The following is a 23099-nucleotide window of genomic DNA, read 5'->3' on the forward strand; positions in this document are numbered from 1 at the left end:
AGCTCCGATCCGCGGACCAACGCAAGCTTGCCGCCATGACGCGATCATTTGAAAGCAGACTGGCCGCCGCCCACGAACAGCTCAACGACAGCGCCCGGGCAGCATCACGGGCCGCGTCGAAAGCAGACGAACTGGAAGCCGCGGTGGCGCGTCTGCGCAAAGAAAGGGAAGACCTCGCGCTTCGCGAGCGGCAGGCCATGCGAGACCTCCAGCAAGTCGCCGCACGGCTCATGGCCCTGCACGACGAAACCCACACACGGCTCGATCCGAGGACGGCGGAGATCTTCACCCGCCGCGGCTGGAACACCAGGACGGCAAAGTCATGACCGTCTCCATAGCCCGCCTGTCCACCGAGGCCGGCGTCTCCTACCTTCTCAAGACCACCAGCCACGCCGACGTCGAAACCAAGGACCTGACCGGCTACTACACGAACGCCAGCAATCCCCCAGGCCAATGGCTCGGGGCCGGCCTTCCCGGCATCAGCATGGAACCCCACACAACGGTCACGGACGCGGCGGCGAAGGCCCTCTTTGAACGCGGCGAAAACCCCACCACCGGAACTCCCCTCGGCCACAAGCCAAACCAGGCCACGACCGTAACAGGCAGGAACGGCCACCCCCAGCGCCGCGCCGCCGTCGCCGGCTTCGACCTCACCTTCAGCGTGCCAAAGTCCATCTCAGTTCTCTGGGCCCTGGGCAGCGACGAAGACAAGGACCGGATCATGGCAGCCCACCATGCCGCCCTTGAAGCCACACTGGCCTGGCTGGAAACCTCCGCCATCCACACCCGGGCCGGCCACGCAGGAGTCGCCCACATCGGCGTCCACGGGGCTGTGTCCGCCGCCTTCGACCATTGGGAGTCCCGCTCCGGCGACCCCCAGCTGCACACTCACGTCGTCATCGCCAACAAGGCCCAACGCGTCACCGACGGAGCCTGGACGAGCCTGGACTCGCGCACGCTCTACAAGGCCACCGTCACCGCCAGCCAACACTACAACGGGCTCCTCTACGACCAACTCGGTCGCGACCTGGGAACCGAGGCCGAAGTCCGCACGCCGGCCAGCTCCACCCACAACTACGGCCTTGAACTTTCCGGCGTGGACGAGGAACTCATCCGCGAATTTTCCAGCAGGTCCCGGCTGATTGACATTGAAGCAGATCGGCTCATCAAGGACTGGTCAGAATCCCACGGCCGCGAGCCCAGCGCCGCCATCAAGCTGCAGCTACGCCAGCAGGCCACCCTGTCCACCCGCACCGCCAAAAACCATGACGTCGTCCCCCTCAACGTCCGCGCCCGCCAATGGCGCGAACGAGCCCAAGCCAAAGGGTTCGCCGCCGAAGACGTGCTGGCGGCAACCATCAACCGTTCCCACACCCACTCCCTCAGCTCATCCGATGCCAACGAAGCCTGGATTACGAGCACGGCCGCGCTCGTCAAGGACGTGGTGGCCCGGCGGCGGGCCACCTGGAACCGCTGGAACCTCCTTGCCGAAGCAGAACGGGTGTGCCTGGAAATCCGCTGCGCCACCGCCGCCGACCGCCTCAACCTCATGGAAGCCATCGCCACCTCCGCCGAGGAACAGTCCGTGGCGCTCAACGAATTCCGCTACGGCATCCCCACGACCGCCTCCCCCGACCTGGTCTACAACGGCCGCAGCGTCTTCGACCTCGCCAGCGCCCACCTCTTCACCGACGTCTCCACCCTCGCCAACGAGGAAGCCATCATGAACGCTTTCGCGCTCGACGCCGGCCCCCACGTCGAGCGGGCGACCGCCCAGGAAGCCCTCCAGCAATTCGTCACCCGGCGCGGTGAGCCACTGCAGGGTGAGCAACGCAGAACCGCCGAGACCGTCCTGGCCAGCGGGAGGCGGCTTGACGCCGTCGTCGGCCCCGCAGGGACGGGCAAGACCACCACCATGAGCGCCGTCAAGGCCCTCTGGGAAGAACACTTCGGGACCGGAACCGTCGTCGGCCTCGCCCCCGCAGCCGCCTCCGCCGACGTCCTCGGACGCGAGCTCGGCCTGGCCACCGACAACGTGAGCAAATGGCTCTACGAATCCACCGGCCCCGGCGCAGCCAACCGGGCAGGACACTACGCAGACGCCGCAGCAAGGTACCAGGAAGCCGGCCAATCCCCCAGACAGGACACACAGGCCCGCAAGTCCCTGGAGCGCCTGGCACAGCGCATGAGCGCCCTCACCGCGACACAATCCCGGTGGCAGTTCCGCCCCGACCAGCTCGTCATCATCGATGAAGCATCCATGGTCTCCACCTACCAGCTCGCCGCCCTCCTCGACCAAGCCGACGGCGCCGGGGCGAAGGTCCTGCTGGTCGGAGACCCGGCACAACTGGACTCCATCGACGCCGGCGGTGTGCTCGGCTGGCTGGACCGGACAGGCTGCGCGGAACGCCTCACCACGGTCTGGCGGTTCACGAATGAATGGGAACGCGCCGCCTCCCTCAAACTCCGCAAGGGCGACTTCAACGTCATCGCCGACTACGACGCACACGAGCGCATCAGCAGCGGGAGCTACGACGCCATGGTCGACGACGCCTACAACCACTGGGACGCCGACATCCGCACAGGCCGGACATCGATCCTGATCGCCCCCGACAACGACACCGTTGCCATGCTCAACGAACGCGCCCAAGCCGACCGCGTCGGCTCCGGTGCCGTCGACGCAGAGGCCACCGTGAAACTCAGCGACGGCCTGAACGCCGGGCGCGGCGACACCATCCTGGCCCGGCGCAACGACCGCCACATCCTGGATGACTCCGGCGACTTCATCCGCAACGGCACCCTCATCACCGTCGCCCATACTCCCAGGCCAGACGGCTCCATCGAAGGGATCCGCTGCGACAGCGGCGCAAAAATTCTCCTGGGCGCCAATTATCTTGCCGAGGCGGTGGAGCTCGGCTACGCCACCACCGCCCACCGGTCCCAGGGAATCACCGTGGACACCGGCCACACCCTGGTCAGCGAAGGCCGGCTCACCCGCGAACTCTTCTACGTCTCCATGACCCGCGGGAAGGCCGGAAACCACGCCTACATCAGTGAACCCGACCCCCGCGACCACCACGGCGTCGACCCGTCCTCCCTGCCAGACTGGCGGCAAATCCTCGGCGCCGTGCTCTCCGTCGAAGGCGCCGAACACACCGCCCACGAAGTCCGCGCCGAACAACAAAAACAGGCCAACTCCCTATCCCGCTTGCTCGCCGAACACGATTACCTGGCACAAATCGCCGCGTCCGACGACGTCACCCGCCTCATCAACACCCACTCCCCCAACCTTGTCCCCGAGATGCGGGAGTCGCCATCGTGGGGCGCCATGGTCGCCGTATGGAGGCGCACGGCAGCCACCAACCGGCCCCTGGCGGAACAAACCCTTGTCGACGGGCTGCGACCCACATCAGGTGCCCGTGACGTGGCCGCCATCGTGCACTCGCGCCTTCAAACCCTCCAGCGGCAGGTCCACGCCGCCGCGGCAACTGGGTATGCGCCAGCGACGGTGCCCACAGACCGGGAGGACCTCCGTGAACTCCTCAACGATGTTGAACAGCGGATCGCCAAACGAATCTCAACCATCTCCGTTCGCGCCCTCGCCAACGAGGAGGACTGGGTGCGCCAACTACGGGCTCAATCCGGGCTCCAAGCCAACGACGACAGGTGGAAGGACCTCGTGCGCGACGTCGCAGGTTACCGGGATCGCTGGGACATCGACAACGATTCACTTCCCCTCGGGCCGCCTCCCAGCTCGACCGACTGGCACCAAGCCGACCAACGAACCCGGATCGAGAACCGAATCACCGCAGCAAGGCACAGCGCACCCACGGCGACCGAGTCGGGGCGGTCGCCGGTTGTCCCGACGGCCGCGCCACATTCACCACTGCCCGTTGTCGGCCCGTCGCTGTAAAATCGGTCCATAGGCGGAGGTCTCATCATGCGAACGAATCCGATGGTCAAACCCCAGACGTCCTCCGGCTGGGCAGTCACACTCACCGTAATCAGCTGCGTCTGCATAGTCGTTGCCATTCGCCTCTTCCTCGGCCGATCTTCCGCATGGGGAGCAGGGCTGGTCCTCATGGCCATCGCCATTGTCCTGGCCGGCGGAGCCGCAGCCATTTGGCTCGTCCAAGTCCGCCGGACGAACGTCTGGATTGGCAACGCAGTCCATCAATGGGAACACTTTGCCGCCGTCAAAAGCCGGCTGGGTGTCACCACGGAGATCACAGTTCTGGACATCCATTCGTTGGACCCAACCGGCACATGGGTCACTATCCGCTGGGACAAATTCGGTCACGTCCAGCGGGCCTGGATGGAAGCCCTCCCTGACGAAATCTGGCGTGGTTCAGTCCTACTGATCTCCCCAGATCCGGCCCAGATCCAAGTGCACGGCCCCTGGCCTGAGATCTACTATCTGATGGCAGTTGACTACCATGCATTCGCATCAGCAGAAGCACTCCCCTACGTCAGGGATCCCAAATATCAGTCGCTCGTCGGGATCAACCCATCCAACGCCTGATTCGGATACCAGGCCGATGTTTTCAGTGACCACAGTCTGTGATCGCCGATATCGCAATCTCCTGTCATTGAGATGTCTCGTATCCCATGGGTTTCGAGACGCTTTGGTTGCAAGACAGGGGTGGCTGTCCCGGCCTTGCTCGACTCCTGGCTTGTGAGGATACATTCAAGATATGCCGTCCAAGTTAAGTTTCGAAGGCTAGCCACAGCAGGTGCCGCCCAAGCGCTCATCGCCGCGGCACGATCGGCCAATCTTACAAAACTGCTGTGTGAAATGCTGACAGCGGATAGTCGAGATAGTCGAGACGGAAGGCGGGCATGTCGGTCCGTGGTCCTAGGATGAAGAGCAACTTGTCAATGATAGAAGGGATCGAGTTGTGGATGGGATAACCGCAGTCACATCTGACCCTGTTATACGGTGGTTCACACGATTCGGGCTGAGTTTGGCTGATGACCAAGGATTTAGGAGTCTATGGCCGTTTTTTGACTTTCGTGATCAGTCTTTATTCGTCGAGGTGACCAGATGAGCTGGTTTGAAGTATGGCAACTCCGTGAGCTAGGAAGCCCCCGATTTTGGCGACGTCGACAGCTTCATCGGAACCGTGCACAGAAGTGGGACCGGGCCCATACTCGAATACGAAGTCGAATTAATGACACACAAAGCGCCGTAGGTGCAGGCTGGCGGCTGCTCAGAGGAAGCCTCGGGCTGATCTTTCTATCAGTACTGGCGATCTCAGTGCTCGAATTTGTCTGCACAATGGCCCGACATGCACCATGGGTTGCCAAAAACCCTTTATTCTTGCCCCCCGCCGTCGACCTCCAAGGAATCGTTTCGGCCTTCGTTGTTGCTGCCATTACGATCGCTGCTACGCTACTTGGTTTGTATTACGCGACCATTGGAGTGATCGCTTCCACGATCTATAGGTCGGTGTCTGGAGACGTCCGCGACTTATTCATCCGTGAACGAAGTAGCGAGACATACCTCAAAATCGTTATTCTCACCATAGCCGGCGGCATCACCATCCTGGTTGCTGGAACGCTGGGGCACAACGTTGCTGGCCTTACTCTTGTCGTCCTGGGCCTTTTTGCAGCTTTTACCTGCATAGGACTCGTTGGGGTCACTAAGAGATTGTTTGACTACTTTGACCCGTCTAAACTCTCGGCGCCACTTTTAAAGCAGATTGGCGTCGGTATCCAATTGGCCACAAATGGGAAGACACGAGCGCTGCCGCGTCGCCAGTCCGAAGCACGCTATGAAACGCATCGGGCTCTCGCATCCTTCCGGAACCTTGTCGATATGGTCTCTGACAAGGAGCTACGCAATGCCCAGGGGCCGGTGGCACTCACTCAACAGCTTCTAGCGATCGTACGCGCATATTCATCGCAAAAGCACAAAATTCCAACTGACAGCAATTGGTGGGACAGAGTCCCCAAACACCAGAACTGGTTGACCATCGACCAAACCCGCCTGCAGATGGCCCTCAATACATCAGTGGGATCACCGCCAGAACTTCAGCCGGACTATCTCTGGCTGGAGAACAAAATTGCACGTCTTCTCAGTAAAAGCCTGACCATCGCCTTTCAGTCGCAAGGCGGCGCAAACGCGCTCAACATGTCCGAAGCAGCTGCGAACGTTCTCGCTGACTTAACCGCCCGCCTTCAAATCGATGAGGCCCTTGCGATCGAAGCCGCATGGGACAAAGTCGTTCTTGAAGTGACTACGACTTCGAAAGTCGCCGCCGTTGACGCTGACGATTACGAAGTACGGTTGAATCAGATGGCTGCAGCTGAAAGTCTGGTCCTGCCGTTGACTCAGATGGTGCTTGGGCTCGCGAGTGCTGCGAACAGGATAATAAAACGTGACCTTTCCGCCGAGTTTGACGCGGCACTATTGGACCCCGATGAACGCTACCGTGGACACCTCCCCACAGCAACGCGACAAATGCTGGAAACCTTCTCCCTGGCAATTCGGCGGGAACATAAAATTGAAGGGCGTCGGACTACACCAAGGTGGTGGATAGACCACCTTGCCGCACGCAGCATGGCGGAAGCTCTTTTGGCCACGGAGGACGGGGTGCTAGGCGAAGTTCAACGACGCACAATCGGGCAAGTGACCCATTTCCAAGAGGCGGACCGTCCTGATCTCGCAGCAGTAACTGGTATGGCCTCCTTGGAATTGCTTCACAAGATTGAATTCCACGAACCGTCAATACGAAAGGCCGAAGAAAAGCTTGCGTCCTTTCGCAACTTAAACACCAGCATAGGGAACTGGCCTGAACGCCAACAGTTGACAATTAGTCCGACAGAAGAACACACCGCGATGCTTGGCAAGTTATCGGAATTACTCCCCGCACTCCGCACCACAAAGTTTGATCCCCGGGAACCGGATTTGTATGGTCAGCTCTACCAATTCGTAGTCGACGGAGCATTCCGATCAATCATTGCGGGTGACCATACGAGGGGTCTCGCCATGTACTCTGCTGCCCTGCAGGAGATGGAGCCAGCGAGGCTCCGAATCGCCGCGGACCTTGAACGACAGGAGCAAAGAGTCCGCACTATCTACGCTGTCGAGCCAATCATTACGGCGATGGATCTTGCCGGCTACGCGATGCTCATGTATGAACTGGACGATAACGGTATTTGGCCGCAGATAAAGCTGCTGTGGGACGACATGCTCACGAACTATTCTGAGATTGCTGAGTTCCTGCTGGCGGCCGCTGAATTCGTAGATGGTACTTTTGCTTTGACTGTCGGCGGAATTGAGCGGAGCCGAAGATCTATCGAGATGGGTCGCGTATTCGAAGAACGCAACATCGGTCAGGACGAAACCCATAGCTGGGATTTTGACAACGCGGAGAAACTCCCTCATCCGAGTCCGATCGTCTCAGCATTAGCCCCACGCGGATACGGAATCCAGGACGATCTCTATGTGCTGTTCATTGTGGAATACCTCAAAGACTATCTGCCCGAAGATGCCGCTCTGGGACACAAAGCGAAGATGCTAGCAAATCAGGTCGCTCGGTACCGTGAGAACGAAAATCATGAGAGCAAAAGTGCGGGTGGAGAAGGATGAACGACGACCCATTTGCCGGACTCGTAGGTTCTCGACAAGACCAGCATAGAATTGTCGCTAAGCCTAGGAAGCAAGCTATCCTACGGACCATTGCGAACCAAAGGCTTGGAATGAACGAACATATGTTCCTTCAAGATCTTCATAGCCGAGCGCTTCCCTACGGGAGCAGTATGGTTGACGGATTCGACATTAATATCAGCCCGTACAGTAAAGACGTTCTGAACCTCGTTATTAATGCGCTTCCATCCAACGGTTATCGGCATTGGCAACTCGAGGAGTCATTCCGCGACTATATCCAGGCTGCACTTTGGGACCTTGTCCGAGGTGAGCTCTATTTGGAGATCGAGTACTTCCGGAGTCCCGAAGACCCCAGTGGTCGCCCTATTGCTTTTCGCATTGAACTGCTCCAGCGTGAATTCGTGACAAAGCGATGGGGAAAATACAGATACCTCAGCCAGGTCGGCGCAGTAGACGACAATAGCCAACGTTGGTCGAGCAAACCACTCCATCCAAACAATTTGCTGGTAGCATCTCTTCCTCGAGGACTAAAACGAGAACTTCGCCACACCCTTCGAGTAATGAGTGCCTCCGACCGGGAGGCCCGCGTAATGACAGACTTCACAACAGGTGCGCACGGGAGTGAGTCGGGCTTTGACTTCGGTACCTTCCAACTCAAATCTCACGATATCGTCCTTCGTGCATCGAAGGCCACAGGCTGGACCGGCCGTGGACTATTGGCCGAGGGGCTACTGGATCCGGCAAAAGCCTGGCGTGCAATTCAATTCGCGCGCCTAACGGTTAAGCTACGCGAAATCGCAACGCAGGGCTTGAATGACGCTATCAATCGAGCTGGCATGAGGATAGGTTTCGAAGCGGAACTGACACTGTCGAAGGTCTTGACAGAGGACCACCTCGACGCCCTCGAGAATGATCTCGAGGCAGGTACACGGCCGATCGAGGAGATGTTTAGCCCCAAGGCTTCCAGCTAACCAGGGCGTCATGTCACACAGTTGGGTCTGCCCGGCAACTGGGTGTCCTGCGGCATCATGAGGTGCGTATTGCAACCCTAAAGTTACGAGGCGTCTCACCGTCTGAGCGGACACTGATGCGGTGATGCTCGAATAGTCGCGTTTTCATTTGGGATGCTCCACCGCGGACAATTCTCACAACTATGTCTCGAAACGTTCTGGAAGAATCAGTGCATCCACCGTTAGTTAAGAGACACTTCGAAGCTGCCTTGATTAGACGGACCGGCTACGTACGAGTTTCGACGCGGCGCTAGTCCAAAGTTCGGCAACACGAGTTCCTCTTGGCCGCCAGAGTACGACGCGAGGGCGTCGATGTGGATCACAGCGTCTTCAGGATGCGAACTCCAGGACCTGATTTTTGCCGAGGGCTCGACGCGCTCGCCAAGGGCTACACATTCGTGACCACGACGCTGCATTGACTTGGGCGAACCAGCCATAACGTGCTCGCATTGGCCGGCCGGTCAGCAAGCCGTGGCGGTTTCATCACAAACAGCAATCCCATCTCGCATGCTAGGGAATGTGCGAAGGCGATTCCCGTGAGCATCAAATTGCTGGATGGCAAGAGCCTGCGGACCTCAGGATTCGATACAGGCTGAGCATCCGGGTCGCCACGATCTTCGTCGCCATCGATATCGACGAGAACTTCTTTGAGCAATAACTGTTTTGTTCCACTAAATAAGAAGGAGGCTCCGATGCATCGAAGCCTCCAACACCAACCAATTACCAACCAAGGAAAAATGGAAGGTGCAGGTTGAAACTACCACGTACTAGGCCAATTCGTAGCCTTGAGAAAGGGCTGCAAACTGATGCTTGGAACGCTGCCACCCTCGTAATCGCCGAAGGATCACCGTTGGTTTCGAGTTCACATCCGCAGACCGTTGACAGAAACCCCGGCCACGGAGGGCGCTGACAGCGGCTGGGCAGGTGCGGTTCCCCAAGTAGCAGCCACCCCGGGCTCCGCTTGGTCAGGCCCGTGGGCTGCAACGGACGCACCAAGGTTTGCCTTGGGCGTACGCGCGTAGGAGGACGTTCCGAACCGGAGGTCGGGGCCAACAGTCTCTGCGACGATTCGGCGCGCCTCGTGCTGGGCGCCGTCCTTTTCGTAGGACCTGAACTCCAACTCGCCGGCGACCGTGACGGGGTCGCCCTTCTTGAGGGAGGCTGCCACGTTTTCGGCCAGGGTCCGGAAGGCGGAGACGTTGTGGAAAACGGGGATGCCGTCGCGCCAGGTGCCGTCGGGTGCCTGGAAGCGCTGGTTGACGGCGACACGCAGCTTGGCGTGGGCGATGCCGGATTCCCCGTAGGAGAGTTCCGGATCGGCAACGAGGTTGCCGTTGATGCTGACTGGGATTCTTGTGCCCATTTTGTTTTCCTACCTTTCTTGATCCCGGCCGGTGTGTCCTGCCAGGAGACTTGCTTGATTTACGACGCGTCGATCTTCGGGGCAAGGTCGGTTGCTTCGTGGCCGTTCACAGGCCCGGTTAGGTCGCCGCGATCGAAGGCAACGACCATGCTGGCCGTTGCGGGCTTGCCGCCCAGGTTGTCGGGATCAGTGACTTCCAGGATGGAGCGGCACGCTGATGTCACGCGGGCCAGCGTTGTCCGTGCGATCTCAAGGCGGCTGGTCGGGCCCTTCTCGCTTGCGGATCCGGCCGTGCTGGCTTGCTCGACAGCCAGCACCTGGTCGGCCCAGCCGGCGAGGTAGCTGCCGGATTCGGCGCTGCGGTCGATGCCGTGGGCGCGCAGCACGGTGTAGGCGACGGACTCTGCTTCGACTTCGGCGAGGCCGCGGTGGTCCAGTCCGCTTCCGTAGAGTTGTCCGAGTTGGTCATCCGGGCCGTGGAGGCATACGTGGCCGAGCTCGTGGGCCAGCACCGCCAAGCGCTGTTCAGGTCCCAGCCAGGCGCCGATTTGGATCTTCTTGTTCGCAAAGTCGGTGTATCCGCTGGACATGCCGTACTGGCTCATGGACTCTTCGACTGTAAATCCTTTGCGCTGCGCAAATTTCACTAGTGAGGGCCACAGTCCCGCGGGTGAGGATCCAATGCCTTGCATGGGGCGGGGTATGTAGATGGGTTGCCCTTCTGTTTGGGACACGTCAAAGACTGCCTGGGTCCGCCATCCGACTATCCTTCGCCGGTCTCCTTGCTCGTCGCCTGAGCTGGCGTGCTCCGCAGCGCTAGACCCCGTCTTGGCATCGCCGCCCGGTTCCACGTCCGTGTTCTTGGGTGCTGTTCGTGGTGCGAGGACCCATAGGGCGTGCTCGCCTTTGACGACGTTTCGGCCGTGGCGTTCCCACTCGCGGAACCCGGCAACCAGCAGGGGCTGCTGTTGCCCGCGCTCTTCCATTTGTGCCATGAGCAGGGCGATGTTGCCGCCTGAGTACCGCCACAGGGTTGCCGAGGTGTCCAGGAGCATATGCCAGCGTCCGGGCGTGGAAATGGCGTTCTCCAGCAGTCCGTGCAGTTGTTCTGTCAGCGCGGTGAGCCTGTCCTCACTGCTCGGACGTGGGGCCGCGGAGCGTTCGCTCGCTGCCTCGCCCTTGCTATGCGAGTGGTTGCTTGTTGCAGGCACCACGACGGCCGCCTCCCTTTCCTCTAAATGGTTCCCCGTGTTTCCGGTGTTACCTATCCATGGCGAAAAGTGCCTTAACCCACATGACCGCCGTCGGCGGAGTTGTCGGTGGGAATCTGGTGCGGCTCGGCAGCCCAACCCAGGAAGTCCGGGTCATCGGTGGGCAGGTGGCGGGGGGTTGCCTCGCGGTGGGCTTGGAGCCCGACGCAGCCGATTGTCCGGGTTTCCTGCCGGAGGCGTTCGATGGCCAGGGGCAGCCGTTCGTGGAATCCGAGGGGCCCGAACCCGGGATCTGTTGGCGTGTAGGAGGCTAGTTCAGCCTTTTGCAGGGCGTACAGTTCGGCGACCAGTTCCGGGTGCCGCCACCAACAGTCCGGGACGACCGACGTCGTCAGCCGATAGGTGGCGACCAGCCAGGACACCCACCGTGCCAGGGCTTCCCATATTTTGGGGGCAGTGACGGAGTCCAGTTCCCGCCACCGGTACGTGGGTTCGGCCGATCCACCCGGAGCCCCGTCCTGGGAGCTTCCCGAGGCAATGTCACTGAAGAGTGCTGCGGCTGCCTCGTCGTCGTCAAACAGGTTCATCTCGGGTCTCCTGCTCCAATGCTTGTTGATGGATGTGGCCTTGGGCGAGGGCGTCTTCGGCCTCGATCTTGAACCGGCCCAACGTGGCGGCGTCCCGGCGTTGGTGCCAGCCGCGCAGGTCGAGGAGGATGGGGCGGGTGCGCCGGCCGAGCATCAGGGCCGTCCCGGCGGGTAGGCGGCGGATTTCGTGGAGGGCAATGACGGGCAGGTCCCTGACTTGTTCGCCTTCCTGTCGGCCTTGGGATGACCAGGAGTGGGTTCTGTAGGTGTGGCGCCGCTCCCCCAGCAGGGAGGCCAGGTCGCGCAGGTCCCTTTCGTCGGAGCCGCCGCCGAAGATGACCTTGATGATGGCGGATTCCCAGATGGTGGAGGCTTCCTCGATGGACCAGCCGGAGCGGGCCTGGGAGAGGGATTGGAGCACGACCATGGTGGAGATCCCAATGCCGCCGCCGTCGGAGAGGACGATGGGCAGTCCAGGCCACGGGGAGAGGTTGGCGATTTCATCCAGAATCAGCGACAGCGGAGGATCCAGCCTGCCACCCGGGGCGGTGAAGGCCATGTCCCTGGCCGCGGCGTCGATATCGTCAATCAGTGCCGACAGGTACGGGCCCGCCGCGGCTGACCCGGACTTGGTCCCGATCAGGTACAGGGTTCCGCGGTCCCGGATGAAGGTTTTGGGATCGAATTCGTCCTCCCGGTTCACCGGGTCCAGGGCTGCGAGGACCCGGGGTGATGACAGGGGTGCGACGGCGGCGGAGACGCCAATCCATGAGTTGGAGGTGTTCCTGGGGTCGTCTTCGAGGATGCCCAACAGGTCCGAATGCCATCCCAAGGCAGCTCGCGGCCCGTGGAGGATGTCCAGTGCCTCAGTGGCCAGTGTCGGGTTCGATGACCAGCGCCGGAAGGCCTGGATGCCCTCCCCCGAGAGGGCTGCGGCGTGGAGCAGGCATTGGAGGACTATTTGTGCTCGCTTTTGCCAGGCGGCGTTCTCGCCGCTCATTTTGGAATCCGCGGAGATGACCATCGCCCGCCGGACGGCGACGTCGGGATCCTCACAGCCTCGCACCGGTGACCAGCGCAGGGTAGAGCCCAGACCGGACATGCCCTGCGGGTCAAAGACGGTGACGGGGCGCCCGCCAGACGCCCGGGCTTGCATGGTGACGGCCAGGTTGTCGGCACGGGTGGACGTGGTCACGACGGCGCCGGGGGCGTCGAGGATGGCGTTGATGACGACGAAGAGCCCCTTCCCGGACCGTGGGGCACCCTGGATGACCATGGATTCCTCGGTGGAGACGTGGACCTTCGTGCCGCGCGAGGTGCCGAGGCTCCAGGACACGTCGGCCAGGTCGGGGTGCTTCAATCCGGGGCGGGTGATCCTGCCCCGTTTCAGTGCGGCGCGGCGGCCGAATTCGCGCACGACTTCGGCCCGTTGGGCCATGCCGTCCCGTCCGAGGATGTCCTGGCGCAGCCATGCCCCGGATTGGCGCCAGCTGCGCCACAGCAGCCAGGCTGCGATGACTCCCACCAGGAGCAGGACCAGCACGGGCCCGAGGAGGACCCAGACGGTGCCGACACCCAGGTTGCAGCCCGGTGGGGGTTGTCCGATGGCGGCAATGTTGCCGGTGAATAGTCCGACGGCGGCCACCGGGCTCGGCGGGCCGCCCAGCCCGCGCCCGCATTTCCACTGCGAGGCCACGTTCGCGGCTGCCTCGGTGAGGCCGCTGAAGCCGACAAAGGCTGCCCCGCAGACCAGTCCGGTCGTGATGAGGGGTGTGGAGTCTGCGTGGGCGAGGTTCATGGCATCATCCTGTGGTCGGTGCTGAAGACTTTGAGTTCGTCGCTGGTGACTTGGTTGGCGACGATGAAGGAGCGGTTGCCGACTTTCCACAGTCCGACGCCTTTGGGGAGTTCCTCGACCTGTGCGCATTCGGCCTCGGTCAGGCCGAGGGCGTCCTTGGTCAGGCGCATGGAGTCGTGTTTTTGGCGGTAGATGATGCGGGTGTCGGCCTCGGTGAGCAGGCCGAGGGCTTTTTGGCGGTGGCCGCTGGTGCTGTCGCCGATCTCGTTGAGGTCCGCGACTTTGTGCATGATGAGCAGGTTGGCGATGCCGTAGGTGCGGGCCAGGCGCCACTGTTCGCTCATTTTGAGAAGCATGTAGGGGTCCGCGAGCATGCGCCATCCCTCGTCGTAAACTACGATGCGCTTGCCGCCGTCGGGGTTGGTGATGGCTGCTTCCAGCCAGGTGGCCCCGCAGGCGGCGGCCAGGGAGAGGGCTTGTTCGGAGGCTCCGATGAGGGCAGACGTGTCCATGACCATCATGGGCGCGTCGGCGTCGAAGGAGACGGTGGAGGGTGCGTCGAACATGCCTTCCAGGTCCCCGGAGACGGTGCGCCGCAGGGAGTGGGCGACGGCGCGGCCGCCGTCGGGCCCCACAAGTTCCCGGGTCTCCCTGGAGGGGTTGAGTAGGTGGTCCAGGACCATGGGCAGTGTGGGTGTCGTGTTGGCGGCGACCGCTTCGGTCAGGGCCATGTCCAGGGCGGTGTGTTCCACCGGATGCATCGGGACCCCTTGGCGCATGAGGGAGACGAGGGCGACGAGGAGTTGTCGGCGGCGTTGCCGGACGACGGCCTGCCATTGGGCGTTGGAGAGGTCCCGGGAGCGGGGGCCGGCGTCAAGGGGGTTGACCCGGGTGGACCGTCCTGGGCCGACGGAGATGACTTTCCCGCCCACGGCGTTGGCTACGGGGACCCATTCGCCTTTGGGGTCGGAGGCGACGGCGGCCTTCCGTCCCAGGGTGATGGAGCGGGCGACGAAGGATTTCCCGCACATGGATTTGCCGGTCCCGACGGTGCCGATGACGACGATGGAGGGGCCGCTGATGACGCCCTTGTCGTAGAGGACCCAGGGGTCGTAGGAGAACGCGCCGGAGCCGAAAACGTCGCTGCCGATGTAGGTGCCTTCGTGTCCGAGGCCGGATTCGGTGATGAAGGGGTACGCGGCGGCGAAGGTCATGGTGGAGGCCCGGTGCGGGGAGGGGTGCAACCGGTGCGGGCCCCTGAACGAGTGCGGCCCGAAGGGCTGCTGCTGGTTGGTGCTGGTGCCTCCTTCCTCGTCGCCGGCCGGCGGCCCCTTCCTTGTCCAGAAGGGTTCCTGTCGGCCGGCGGCGTTGTGGCCCTGCAGTTGGCGGCGTTGCCGCCGGTCGCTGCGGGACTCATGACTGGGGATGAACGTGATGGACTGCGGGGTGATTTTCATTTCAGCCCCCGCCCGAGGGGCAGTCCGCCGGCGATGAAGGCGGGCCACTGCTCGCCTACGAGGAGGCGTAGTTCCACGAAGGCGCTGGCTGCGGCTGATTCGAGTTCCTGCCGGTGGCTGGAGAGTTCCTCCAGGGAGTCAGCGGTGATGGTGATGTAGGCGGCGGGGCGGACGTCGCCGTGCCCGGCGACGATCTCGTCCTCGCGCTGTTGGACTTCCTCTTCCTCGGCCCTTTGTTCGCGGGTGGTGGGGCGGTCAAACTTGGCATTGATCCGCCGCCGGGTTTCGTGGGCTTCGTGGGCGGAGCGGATGTCCTTGAGGGCCTGGTCTGTGGGGATGGCCTTGATGACCTGGGTGACGGTGTGGCGAAAGCTGCCCACGTAGACCAGGGTGTGGAGGAAGCCGGGGAAGACTTTTTGGCGAGGCCATTCGGCGATCCAGAAGGTTTGGTGGAAGCCGCTGTCGGTGCGGAGGTAGGACCAGTGTTCTTCCAGGGCCATGGGGCCGGCCTGGGACGGGTCAACGCCGCTAAAGGTGCCGGTTCGTTGAGAGGTGCGCATGACGGATTCCGGGTCGAACGCTCCCCGGATGGCGGCGGCGAAGCTTCTGTCGCTGAGCCATTCCTCCACGATGACGCCGTGGGTTTTCAGCCCGGTGCGCAGGGCATGGATTTCCGAGCGCAGGGTTTTCTCCAGGCCCGTGGTTCCGCCGCCTGCGTCGTGGATCCGCCGCCGGGCTTTGGTGGTGTCCATGACGAGGGTGAGGAGGATTTCATGGCTGGAGGCTGTTCCGGCGGCGGCGATGAGGTCTTGGTAGGAGCTGTCGCCCCAGCCCGTGGCCGGGGTCCGGCCGCCGCGGGTGGCGGTTTGCTGGTCGTAATAGTCTTGGAGGGCGGTGGCCGGGAACTGGACCGTGTGGTCCTGGATGGCGATCCGGGCGACGGCGGGCCTCTTGGCGAGGGCGGCCTGGACGCGGGACCAGGCCTGGACGGCGTAGGCCTTGTCAGCGTCGTCGAGCAGGGCAAAGGCCCCTGCCGTGCAGCGCAGGACGGCGAAGGCCTCACGGGCCTGGGTGTCGACGACGAAGCACTCGCCGGTGGCGGTGCGGTGGATGGCAAGGGTGGCGAGCCCGCCGGGAAGGACGAGGGTGCCGACCGGGACCGGGTCCTCGGTGGGCAAGAAATAGGTGGTTTGCCCGGTCAGTCGCCGCAGCAGGTACCGGGCGCCCGTGAACGCCCACAGGGGGTAGGGGGTGCGCTCGTACTGCAGGAAGCCAAAGAGCAGCAGGAACATCCAGGCCGGGCTGGATCCCATGAGTGCCCCGGAACCGCCGATGGCCGAGGAGACCGCGGCGATGAGGATGCCACCGCAGGCCAGTGCGAGCTGGTACCACTGCAGGCCGATGATCACCCCGCGTCGCTCGTGCCGGGGGAAGGTGACCGGTTGCAGTGCGTTGCTGTTCTCACTCATGGTGCTCTCCCGTTTGTGGCGGTCTGATGGGTGGGTTGCCGGGCCCGGTGGCAGGCGGCCGTGGCTTCGGGACGGATGTTGGGCCGGAACTTGCCGGGCCGGGGTTTGCCGGGGTTTTGCGGCCGGTTCCCGGTGCGGTGTTGCTGCCCGTTGATGGCTGCGGGGATGCCTGTGGGCGCCCTGGGTTCTTCTCCGGCCCCGGCGTTGCTGTTGGGGAAGCCTGGCCGGGCTTCGGGGCGGCGGTTGCCGGCGGTGGCGTGGTGGCGCCGCCTGGGCGTTGTTGGACCTTGGGTGTGTCGGGGGTGGCGCCGGGCTCCGGGTTGGCGTCGTCCGGCTTCTTCACGTGTGCCGTTTCCGGCTTGCTGCTTGAGTGAACGACCTTGGGGCTTTTCGCGCTGCTGCTGGTCAGCAGGTGGTGGCTGCGCAATTGCTGTCCGAGTTGCCGGCCGGCAAAGCGGGAGCTTTGTTGGGCGATGTGCCCGCCCCCTGCGGCTTGGGCGGCGGCGGCCAGTTCGCCGCCGGCGAAGCCGACCAGTTTCAGGGCCATCAGCGGTGCGGCGCAGGCCAGGGCCATGCCGACCGCGCCGGCGGCCATGCCGTCAAAGGACGTCGCGTGTGCGTAGAGTTTCACGGCGACGGCAAGGATGGTCGCCGCCAGGGGTTTTGCCAGCAGCAGGGCCACGACGATCTCGCACCACCGCCCGGCCCAGGACCTGGTCTTCTCCCATGGCATCAGCATCAGGGCGACCGGGGCGACCGCGGCCAGCACGATCAGGGCAAAGGAGCGGAAGATCATCGAGCACATCAGGATGAACGCCAGGACCCAGACAATGAGGGTGGCCATGACGGTAATCAGGATGGTTCCGACAGCCGGGTCCCCCGTCGAAGCCTGCTCTCCGAACGGGGTGGCAATCCATGCCTGCCCGGAGCCCGCGGGGCCACGCCGGAACCCGAAGAGGCGCATGAACACCACATAGGGGTCCGGGCCCATGGTGTCCAGCAGGGCGGTGGAGGCGCTGTCGCTGACATGGGTCAGGGCCTGCATCAAGTACACGGCCCCGCCCACCGCCGGGACAGCGAGGAAGCCGCCGATCAGGGCGCGCCAGATCCGGCGCGGCTGCTGGGCCACCAGGCCGGAGAGCAGCTGGAGGATCATGACGACCACCAGGGGCGTCATCATGACGATGACCCACCAGCCGGTCAGGCCCTGCACGGCCGTCCATTGGGAGGCGTCGACGTTGGAGACGCCGAAGGCCCCGGAGATGAAGGACCACAGCCAGGAGGCGATGCTCTCCAGGATTCCGGCAAAGAACCCGCCAAGGATTGAGGTGGCGCTGTCCTTGGCGGCGGAGGCGATTCCGCAGCCCAGGGGCCACCATCCCCCGAGGGTGCATTCCAGTGCTGGCATGACGGCCGCTCAGAAGCCCAGGTGGAAGGCGGTTTGCGACCACAGGATGTATCCGTTGATCCCGCCAAGGATCGCGGCGACCGGGCCGGTCCACAGCAGGATCATGCCACCTCCTGAGGCGAGCCGGGATGACTGGCTGAGTTTTCCGGCGAGCAGCATGGCCGCGCCGATGATGGCGACGATGGCGATCACGATGAAGGCCCCGACGAGGATTCCTCCCCCGATTTGTTTCAGGGAGTCCAGGAACGGGAAGTTGCTGTTGGGGACGATTCCAGGGTCCACGGGCGCGAAATTCATGACACTACTCCATCCGGACGGTGAAGGCAGACGGTGCGTTTGCCTCTTCCCTTCCATGCCCGGTTTCGACTCCGCCGCATGACCTGGGCGCCCATTTGCCGCTTGGTTGCTATCTTTTGCCCAGGACAGTGAAGTACCGAGTCCCGGTGTTCCAGCTGACGGGGTGGAGGAGTGTGCCGACGGATGGGTTCAGGGCGCTGTACATCATGCCGTTCCCGGCGTAAATGCCGATGTGGGCCCAGTGGTTCGGACCATCCGGGTTCTGGACGACGAGGTCGCCGGGCTGCGGCGTGGACGTGGGCCGGCCTGATAGCCATTGATCGGTGCGGGGCAGCCGGATCCCGGCCTGGGCATAGACCCACTGCACGTAGCCGGAACAGTCCCAGGCCTTGAATTCCGTCCCGCCCCAGATGTAGCTGCCGCCCACGCCCTCCCGGGCGTAGCGGAGAATCGCCGTCCGGGTTGCACCCAGATGTGCGGGAATTGCCGGTGCCGAAGAATTGTCTGGGGGTCCAGGTGCCGGGCACTCCTGCAGGCCTGCGGTTCCGCCGGCGGCGTTGAGGAGGGCTGCCGCCGTAGGCGCCCAGCGTTCGTAGAGTTCGGGGAAGGCTGAGGCCTGCACGGCCTGGGCCGCCGCCCCCAGGGTCATGGACTCCCACCCAGGGATGTCAAGCAGCCCGCGCGGCGAGCCGTGGTTGGGGCCCTGGGGGCCACCGAAGAAGGCTTCGGCGTTGTAGGCCGGTGTCATCAGTTGCCGGGCACTGCCCCACCCGGCACTGGGCCGCTGCTGGGCCGAGCCCAGGGAGTCGTGGTCGGAGCCCAGACCGTCGTTGGGCATGGACAGGGACGACGGTACGGCAGGGTTGGCCAGCATCCGCAGCCCCGATTCCTGGAGGGCGACCATCAGGGAGATCTCGATCCCCCGGGCCGGCACCCCAAGGTTTGATCCCACGGAGATATAGCTCACCGCGATGCGCTGCTGGCGCTCGTCAAGGGTCAAGGGGATGCCGTCGGGTCCCGGCAGCGTCATGTCCGCCGTGCCGTTGGCCGGCGGGACGGCCGGTCGGGACGCTTTGCCCGCAGCGGCAGTGTCTCGGGAGGCCGCAACACATGCCGTGTTTGGGTCGGCGAGGCGGGCAGTGAGAAGGCTGGCGCCGCCGGCCGCGGCTGCCATGCCCACGGGCACCAACACGACCAGGGCGGCCAGGGCGCGTTGGATCAGTCGGGCTTTCGCGATCGTGGCCAGGGCCGCCGCGGGCATCAGTAGACGATTCTGCTGGCAGTGGTGGTGAAGCCGACCAGGACGCACCGATGCGCGGGGGCCGTTGCTGCCGGCGGGCAGTTGACCATGACACTGACCGGGACGCTGTAGGGGGTGGCGTGGGGGTCCGTCGTCGAACGGTCCGTCACGTCCAGCGTCACGGTGCAGACGTGCAGCCCCTTCCAGGGTGCCGGATGGTCCCGGACCTGGGCCAGCTGGCCATCACAGCTGGCCTGGACGGCCGTGGCGGTGCGGTAGGCCTTGTAAGCGGTGAGTTGCGCGAAGGCGGCGGCGTTGATCCCGGTCCCCTCGAACTCGTCGGTGTAGACGGTGAGCGGGTTGGAGCCGTCGGCCAGGACCACCCACCAGCTGCGCACGTGCGCATACACCTGGGTGTAGGTGGAGGTGCGGCTGTCCCAGGTGTACAGCGCTTCGGCTGTGGCCTCGGCGTACTTCTTGAAATCGAGGGTCCGGGGCTCCCCCGGCGCCACGACAGCTTCGGCCGGTGCCGTTGTTGCTGCGACTGAAGGATCCGGCCCTATTGCCCCCGGCCTAGCTGCCGTTTCGCTTGTCGAAGGCGGGGGTGCCGGACTACCGGTGGCCCGTTGGGGCACGCCTGCGCCGGGTGGCAAAAACAAGGCAATGACCGCCGCCGACAGGACTCCCAGTACCGCGATCAGGAACCACTGTCGCCGGGAACGGGGTATGTAGCTTTTCCATGCTGTTGGTTCGCGCATCGGAGACCTCCTTTACCCGTCCATGCGGCCCAGGAGCAAACGGCGCATGACCTGGCCGCGGCGGAACCGGAGCGGCCCTCTCAAGCCAGGCCACGTCGTCGTGCGCGTCGAGACAACACGGGTGTTGTCTACGGGTGTTGTCTGCCGCTTTCGAATTGTCGGTACGTCAAAGCCCCCGGGACGCAAGAAGGCTGGGTGCAGCGACGCTGTTGGCTTGGGGACTATGAGGCTACGGCCTGGGGCGGCTGCGACATCCCGATGACTTTCAGTGCCGCCAGGTAGAGTGCCCTGGCACGTCCGGTCTGCACGGCGACGTATCTCGGCGTGACGTTGGTCCTGGCGCCAATGACGCGTAGGGCGGCGAGACGTTCCGGTCCGCTCAACCCGGGAACAACGATTGTTGCCGCGATGGCCCGGTGCAGTTCAGTGGGCAGGCATTTCGAGGCACTCACTGCCATTGCGTCGGCATTTGCTTTGTCGCAATCCACCACGGCCAGCGCGTTCCTGACCGTGATGGCCACTTGGCGCACGAAATTCAAATCCCTGTGCGCCCGGCGATAAGCCGGGGTGTCGGCACGGTCGGCAACGGCGGTTGCCGCGCCTTGGGTATCGTCATCATCATCCAAAAGAAGGAACATGGCTGACCCCCAGGCTTCCTCGCCGACACACATCCGTGTCAGCTTCAGGACGTCCAGGGCCCATTCCCGATCGGCAACCCCGGAAGGCTCCGCCACAACATTCTGCGGCCGATCGACGCTCGGTTGGTCGTTGGATTCTGCCGAGAACAGGGGAACGGCGTAGCGGGCAGCCGCCTTCGCTATGTGGGCCGCACACACGCGGTTGGCGATGCCCTGAACCCATGCCCCGAAGCGGACGCCCGGCAGCGGCCGGTACCGTCCCCGTGACACACCGGACCACACTGCGAGACGGATGTCCTGCAGTACGTCCTCGAGCTCGTGGGGGAACCCAGCCCTGGCCAGGCGGGAACGAACAAACTGGGAAATATCGCCCACGGCAGTCATAACATCTTCACCACCAATATCTGGACCGTGAGCCTTGGAACCGGGCCTGAAATCGTCCGGAAGTTGGTCTTTGCGGTGGGGCCTTCGATTTGACGGGTAAGAGACCATCATCGTCTTCGTTCACGAGAAACTGCACACTATTTGGGGTAGGCCACCACACTGTCCAAAGGGAGCGACGGCATTGCGACCACGGTAGGGATCCCAGTTGCGCACCAAAATCCCAGAGAGGATATAAACCAGTGTCAGTTCACGGTTTCCTGATGTCAACCCCTACTATGTCATTCTGTGGATAAATGGTGCAGAATTGAACCATGCCTAAGATCACGCACCCCGTAGACCTGGCCTGGACGGCCGATGTCGAAGCGTCAATCGAGGCGTTCGGCAATCGGGCCCGCCTGGAAATCATCCGGTATCTGGAAGGAAGCGGGCCGGTGCCGCGCGGGGACATCGTTGAAGCCGTCAGTGCCAGCGAGGCAAGCGTTGCCCAGCACCTGATTGCGCTTGAAAAAACGGGGGCCGTCGTCGTGGACATCGTCCAGGGCCGCCGGCACGGCAGGTCACCGCGCTATTCAGTGGCTGAAGAGCGCATCAAGGAACTATTGGAAGCCCATCAGGACTATCTCCTTAATCGGCGGCCGGCCCTTCCCCAGGATGCAGGGCAATATCCTGATCCAAGTACTCAACGATGATTTCCAATGTCTCCGGCGAGACGTCCCCGAGAGTCTTGGCCGCGAATGACTTGACCCTGTCGGCCCTCAACGACTTGATGAACTCGAGCTGCCGGCCGACCATCTCAGGAGTCTCGACATCCTCGACGCTGAGCAAATACTCGGGATCCACGTTGAAATAGTCAGCCAGTGCGGTCAACAGCGGCCGGTCCTGGACCAGGCGACCATTGCCATCCTTCATGTAGGACCAACGCGCCCGGGACAATCCCACCCCGCGAACAGTCATCGCCGCACGAATTTCCGGAAAAGTCAGTGCCTCACCTCTCTCCGCGACAGCGACGTCAAGCAAAAGATGAAGTTTTCGAGCAAGCTCGCCCTGGGGCGTGCGCCTGGCCTCGTCGCCTGACCTGGGCGATTCCTGGTCCGCCATGGTTCTCCAATCCGATACTCGGGAGTTCTTCAAGTATGGTCCGGCCCCTCGACCGCTTCAAGAAGCCACTGCGTTGGAATGATTTGCCAAACACGCCCTGCATCACCAGCAACGCACGGCCGATCCCGCGCACTCCAGCACATCTTCATCTGTCCATCCTCGCAGTCATCTTTTCCAGCTGCATCAGTCGCCGGTCATCGGGCCGTCGTGATCTCCCGTCTCCGGCCTCAAGAATCAAGACTCGCAGTGCCACCGTGAGGTCGGTGGCGTAACCAGGAACGGGGACGCCGCGATCCATAACGGGCTGCCGCTGTTGCGGGAATCTCTCCCGCACGTGACCATCGGAAGGCGAGCCGGCCGCCGTCGTTCTTCCGGCATGTCAACGCAAGTCATGTAGTTTCAGCGCCTTTGCCCCATGGAAGGGGAAAGACCAATACTGGACAGGAGAATCCGATGACCGAGCAGACAAACCACACACCGTCCACCGCGGGTTTCGTCGACGAGTGGATGACGCCCAAGGAGGTCTGCCGTGAGCTGCAGATCCCCGAGCAGACCTTTTACCAGTGGCGCGTCAAGCACGCGGGCCCCAGGGCTCACAGGATCGGGCGCCACCTACGCATCAGTCGCACGGACTTCAACGCGTGGCTCGCCACCACGGAAGACCCCGTTGTCTAGAGCAAAAACGCCGCTCGGGACATGGGGGAAAATTACCCGCCGCAAGCTTGGCCCGACCACGTGGCGGGCCCGGGCAACCATGCGCGGCTACGAC

At 63.2% G+C, this 23099-nt stretch carries 19 protein-coding genes; 7 read left to right on the top strand and 12 right to left on the bottom strand.

Annotation, left to right across the window (positions count from 1 at the left end):
- Positions 1–35: 35 nt before the first annotated feature.
- From MMF96_RS08720 to MMF96_RS08740, 5 genes are all read left to right on the top strand, one after another.
- Positions 36–326, top strand: coding sequence for a hypothetical protein (locus tag MMF96_RS08720; RefSeq protein WP_256883271.1), 291 nt, complete (start codon positions 36–38; stop codon positions 324–326).
- Positions 323–3913: a MobF family relaxase gene (gene mobF, locus MMF96_RS08725; protein ID WP_256883272.1), complete on the top strand. Its 3591-nt coding sequence runs from the start codon at positions 323–325 to the stop codon at positions 3911–3913. The genes MMF96_RS08720 and mobF overlap by 4 nt, the downstream gene beginning before the upstream one ends.
- Before the next feature lie 168 nt (positions 3914–4081).
- Complete coding sequence (locus tag MMF96_RS08730; RefSeq protein ID WP_256883273.1) at positions 4082–4522, top strand: hypothetical protein; 441 nt, start codon at positions 4082–4084, stop codon at positions 4520–4522.
- A gap of 798 nt (positions 4523–5320) precedes the next feature.
- The gene (locus tag MMF96_RS08735; protein WP_256883274.1) at positions 5321–7594 is read left to right on the top strand and encodes a hypothetical protein; all 2274 of its coding nucleotides are present in this window, start codon (positions 5321–5323) and stop codon (positions 7592–7594) included.
- A 110-nt stretch (positions 7595–7704) separates the two neighbouring features.
- Entirely contained in the window at positions 7705–8583 is an 879-nt protein-coding gene (locus MMF96_RS08740; protein WP_256883275.1) for a hypothetical protein, read from the top strand.
- Positions 8584–9484: 901 nt separating this feature from the next.
- Here the strand turns inward: MMF96_RS08740 and MMF96_RS08745 are convergent.
- The 11 genes from MMF96_RS08745 to MMF96_RS08795 form a co-directional block, all read right to left on the bottom strand.
- A complete protein-coding gene (locus MMF96_RS08745; RefSeq protein ID WP_256883276.1) occupies positions 9485–9985 on the bottom strand; it encodes a single-stranded DNA-binding protein in 501 nt (166 codons plus the stop codon).
- Between the two features lie 59 nt (positions 9986–10044).
- Positions 10045–11199 carry an ArdC-like ssDNA-binding domain-containing protein gene (locus tag MMF96_RS08750; RefSeq protein ID WP_256883277.1) on the bottom strand — a complete coding sequence of 385 codons (1155 nt, stop codon included), beginning with the start codon at positions 11197–11199 and terminating at the stop codon, positions 10045–10047.
- Positions 11200–11270: 71 nt separating this feature from the next.
- Positions 11271–11783: a hypothetical protein gene (locus tag MMF96_RS08755; protein WP_256883278.1), complete on the bottom strand. Its 513-nt coding sequence runs from the start codon at positions 11781–11783 to the stop codon at positions 11271–11273.
- Positions 11770–13581 (bottom strand): type IV secretory system conjugative DNA transfer family protein, encoded by a 1812-nt coding sequence (locus tag MMF96_RS08760; protein WP_256883279.1) that lies wholly within the window; start codon positions 13579–13581, stop codon positions 11770–11772. Before MMF96_RS08760 ends, MMF96_RS08755 begins: the two co-directional genes overlap by 14 nt.
- Complete coding sequence (locus MMF96_RS08765; RefSeq protein ID WP_256883280.1) at positions 13578–15038, bottom strand: ATP-binding protein; 1461 nt, start codon at positions 15036–15038, stop codon at positions 13578–13580. The genes MMF96_RS08760 and MMF96_RS08765 overlap by 4 nt, the downstream gene beginning before the upstream one ends.
- Positions 15035–16507: an SCO6880 family protein gene (locus MMF96_RS08770; protein ID WP_256883281.1), complete on the bottom strand. Its 1473-nt coding sequence runs from the start codon at positions 16505–16507 to the stop codon at positions 15035–15037. Before MMF96_RS08770 ends, MMF96_RS08765 begins: the two co-directional genes overlap by 4 nt.
- Positions 16500–17915, bottom strand: coding sequence for a type IV secretion system protein (locus tag MMF96_RS08775; RefSeq protein ID WP_256883282.1), 1416 nt, complete (start codon positions 17913–17915; stop codon positions 16500–16502). The genes MMF96_RS08770 and MMF96_RS08775 overlap by 8 nt, the downstream gene beginning before the upstream one ends.
- A 9-nt stretch (positions 17916–17924) precedes the next feature.
- The gene (locus MMF96_RS08780; protein ID WP_165183043.1) at positions 17925–18212 is read right to left on the bottom strand and encodes a hypothetical protein; all 288 of its coding nucleotides are present in this window, start codon (positions 18210–18212) and stop codon (positions 17925–17927) included.
- A gap of 109 nt (positions 18213–18321) precedes the next feature.
- On the bottom strand, positions 18322–19473 hold the full coding sequence (locus MMF96_RS19645) for a C40 family peptidase (protein WP_306295801.1): 1152 nt from the start codon (positions 19471–19473) through the stop codon (positions 18322–18324).
- Positions 19473–19964 (bottom strand): hypothetical protein, encoded by a 492-nt coding sequence (locus tag MMF96_RS08790; protein WP_256883283.1) that lies wholly within the window; start codon positions 19962–19964, stop codon positions 19473–19475. Before MMF96_RS08790 ends, MMF96_RS19645 begins: the two co-directional genes overlap by 1 nt.
- A 467-nt stretch (positions 19965–20431) precedes the next feature.
- Complete coding sequence (locus MMF96_RS08795; RefSeq protein ID WP_256883284.1) at positions 20432–21232, bottom strand: sigma factor; 801 nt, start codon at positions 21230–21232, stop codon at positions 20432–20434.
- A 311-nt stretch (positions 21233–21543) separates the two neighbouring features.
- Here MMF96_RS08795 and MMF96_RS08800 point away from each other — a divergent pair, with 311 nt between their 5' ends.
- Positions 21544–21921, top strand: a complete 378-nt coding sequence (locus MMF96_RS08800) for a helix-turn-helix transcriptional regulator (RefSeq protein WP_256883285.1) — start codon at positions 21544–21546, stop codon at positions 21919–21921.
- On the opposite strand, the gene MMF96_RS08805 is transcribed toward MMF96_RS08800, so the two are convergent.
- Positions 21857–22330, bottom strand: a complete 474-nt coding sequence (locus MMF96_RS08805; RefSeq protein WP_256883286.1) for a hypothetical protein — start codon at positions 22328–22330, stop codon at positions 21857–21859. The genes MMF96_RS08800 and MMF96_RS08805 overlap by 65 nt on opposite strands.
- A 453-nt stretch (positions 22331–22783) precedes the next feature.
- On the opposite strand from MMF96_RS08805, the gene MMF96_RS08810 reads away from it, so the two are divergent.
- Positions 22784–23005: a helix-turn-helix domain-containing protein gene (locus tag MMF96_RS08810; RefSeq protein WP_256883287.1), complete on the top strand. Its 222-nt coding sequence runs from the start codon at positions 22784–22786 to the stop codon at positions 23003–23005.
- Positions 23006–23099: the final 94 nt, after the last annotated feature.

Origin of the sequence: Arthrobacter sp. STN4 (assembly GCF_024539665.1) — a bacterium.
In the GTDB taxonomy this organism is placed as follows: Bacteria; Actinomycetota; Actinomycetes; order Actinomycetales; family Micrococcaceae; genus Specibacter.

Excerpts from the sequence above, each read along its gene's own strand:
- MMF96_RS08780 (WP_165183043.1), bottom strand. The coding sequence starts at position 18,212 with ATGAATTTCGCGCCCGTGGACCCTGGAATCGTCCCCAACAGCAACTTC.
- MMF96_RS08745 (WP_256883276.1), bottom strand. The coding sequence starts at position 9,985 with ATGGGCACAAGAATCCCAGTCAGCATCAACGGCAACCTCGTTGCCGAT.
- MMF96_RS08760 (WP_256883279.1), bottom strand. The coding sequence starts at position 13,581 with ATGAACCTCGCCCACGCAGACTCCACACCCCTCATCACGACCGGACTG.
- MMF96_RS08770 (WP_256883281.1), bottom strand. The coding sequence starts at position 16,507 with ATGAGTGAGAACAGCAACGCACTGCAACCGGTCACCTTCCCCCGGCAC.
- MMF96_RS08775 (WP_256883282.1), bottom strand. The coding sequence starts at position 17,915 with ATGCCAGCACTGGAATGCACCCTCGGGGGATGGTGGCCCCTGGGCTGC.
- MMF96_RS08755 (WP_256883278.1), bottom strand. The coding sequence starts at position 11,783 with ATGAACCTGTTTGACGACGACGAGGCAGCCGCAGCACTCTTCAGTGAC.
- MMF96_RS08805 (WP_256883286.1), bottom strand. The coding sequence starts at position 22,330 with ATGGCGGACCAGGAATCGCCCAGGTCAGGCGACGAGGCCAGGCGCACG.
- MMF96_RS19645 (WP_306295801.1), bottom strand. The coding sequence starts at position 19,473 with ATGCCCGCGGCGGCCCTGGCCACGATCGCGAAAGCCCGACTGATCCAA.
- MMF96_RS08720 (WP_256883271.1), top strand. The coding sequence starts at position 36 with ATGACGCGATCATTTGAAAGCAGACTGGCCGCCGCCCACGAACAGCTC.
- MMF96_RS08795 (WP_256883284.1), bottom strand. The coding sequence starts at position 21,232 with ATGACTGCCGTGGGCGATATTTCCCAGTTTGTTCGTTCCCGCCTGGCC.
- MMF96_RS08810 (WP_256883287.1), top strand. The coding sequence starts at position 22,784 with ATGACCGAGCAGACAAACCACACACCGTCCACCGCGGGTTTCGTCGAC.
- MMF96_RS08730 (WP_256883273.1), top strand. The coding sequence starts at position 4,082 with ATGGCCATCGCCATTGTCCTGGCCGGCGGAGCCGCAGCCATTTGGCTC.
- MMF96_RS08740 (WP_256883275.1), top strand. The coding sequence starts at position 7,705 with ATGAACGAACATATGTTCCTTCAAGATCTTCATAGCCGAGCGCTTCCC.
- MMF96_RS08765 (WP_256883280.1), bottom strand. The coding sequence starts at position 15,038 with ATGAAAATCACCCCGCAGTCCATCACGTTCATCCCCAGTCATGAGTCC.
- MMF96_RS08800 (WP_256883285.1), top strand. The coding sequence starts at position 21,544 with ATGCCTAAGATCACGCACCCCGTAGACCTGGCCTGGACGGCCGATGTC.
- mobF (WP_256883272.1), top strand. The coding sequence starts at position 323 with ATGACCGTCTCCATAGCCCGCCTGTCCACCGAGGCCGGCGTCTCCTAC.